Source organism: Kitasatospora sp. NPDC023118 (assembly GCF_055560875.1).
Genome location: NZ_JBVHHW010000079.1, coordinates 1,414 through 2,395 on the forward strand (window position 1 = coordinate 1,414; position 982 = coordinate 2,395).

The following is a 982-nucleotide window of genomic DNA, read 5'->3' on the forward strand; positions in this document are numbered from 1 at the left end:
TGCCCAGCAGGGTGGCGCCGTCGAAGAACGACACCGTGCCCGTGGGAGTACCGGCACCCGGGGCGACGGCAGCAACGGTGGCGGTCAGGACCTTGGCCTGGCCGAACGCCGACGGGTCCGGCGCCGACGTCAACACTGTGGTGGTGCCGGCCGCGTTCACGGTCTGGGTGTCCACCGGCGACGTCGAGCCGTTGAAGGCGCTGTCGCCGCCGTAGACGGCGGTCAGCAAGTGGCTGCCGACGGTGAGGGCGGAGGTGGTGAAGGTGGCCACGCCGCTGGAATCCAGGGTGGCGGTGCCCAGCAGGGTGGCGCCGTCGAAGAACGACACCGTGCCCGTGGGAGTACCGGCACCCGGGGCGACGGCAGCAACGGTGGCGGTCAGGACCTTGCCCTGCCCGAACGCCGACGGGTCCGGCGCCGAGGACAGGGCCGTGGTGGTGTCAGCCGCGTTCACGGTCTGGGTGTCCACCGGCGACGTCGAGCCGTTGAAGGCGCTGTCCCCGCCGTAGACGGCGGTCAGCAAGTGGAGGCCGACGCTGAGGGCGGAGGTGGTGAAGGTGGCCACGCCGCCGGAATCCAGGGTGGCGGTGCCCAGCAGCGTCGCGCCGTCGAAGAACGACACGGTCCCGGTGGGGGTGCCGTCCACGGAGGTGACGGTGGCGGTCAGGACCTTGGCCTGACCGAACACCGATGGGTCGGGCGCCGAGGTGAGGGTGGTGGCGGAAGCGAAGGGAACGGTGTCGGTGACGCTGACGGTGTTGTCGCCGTTGTTGGTCACGTACGCGTGCAGGCCGTCGGGCGTGATCGCCACGTCGAACGGCCCCGCACCCACGGGAATGGTCGCCGCTATGGTGTTGGTGGCGGTGTCGATCACGCTGACCGTGTTGCCGCCGTTGTTGGTCACGTACGCGTGCAGACCGTTGGGGCTGATCGCCACGCCGGTGGGTGCGGTTCCCACGGGAATGGTGGTGGTGACGGTGTT

General features: G+C 70.4%; 1 protein-coding gene. It reads right to left on the reverse strand.

Annotated features, from left to right (window positions below):
* Positions 1-958 (reverse strand): Ig-like domain repeat protein (locus ACZ3UD_RS37535; RefSeq protein ID WP_465598556.1); only part of this gene is annotated, 958 nt, incomplete at its 3' end.
* Positions 959-982: the final 24 nt, after the last annotated feature.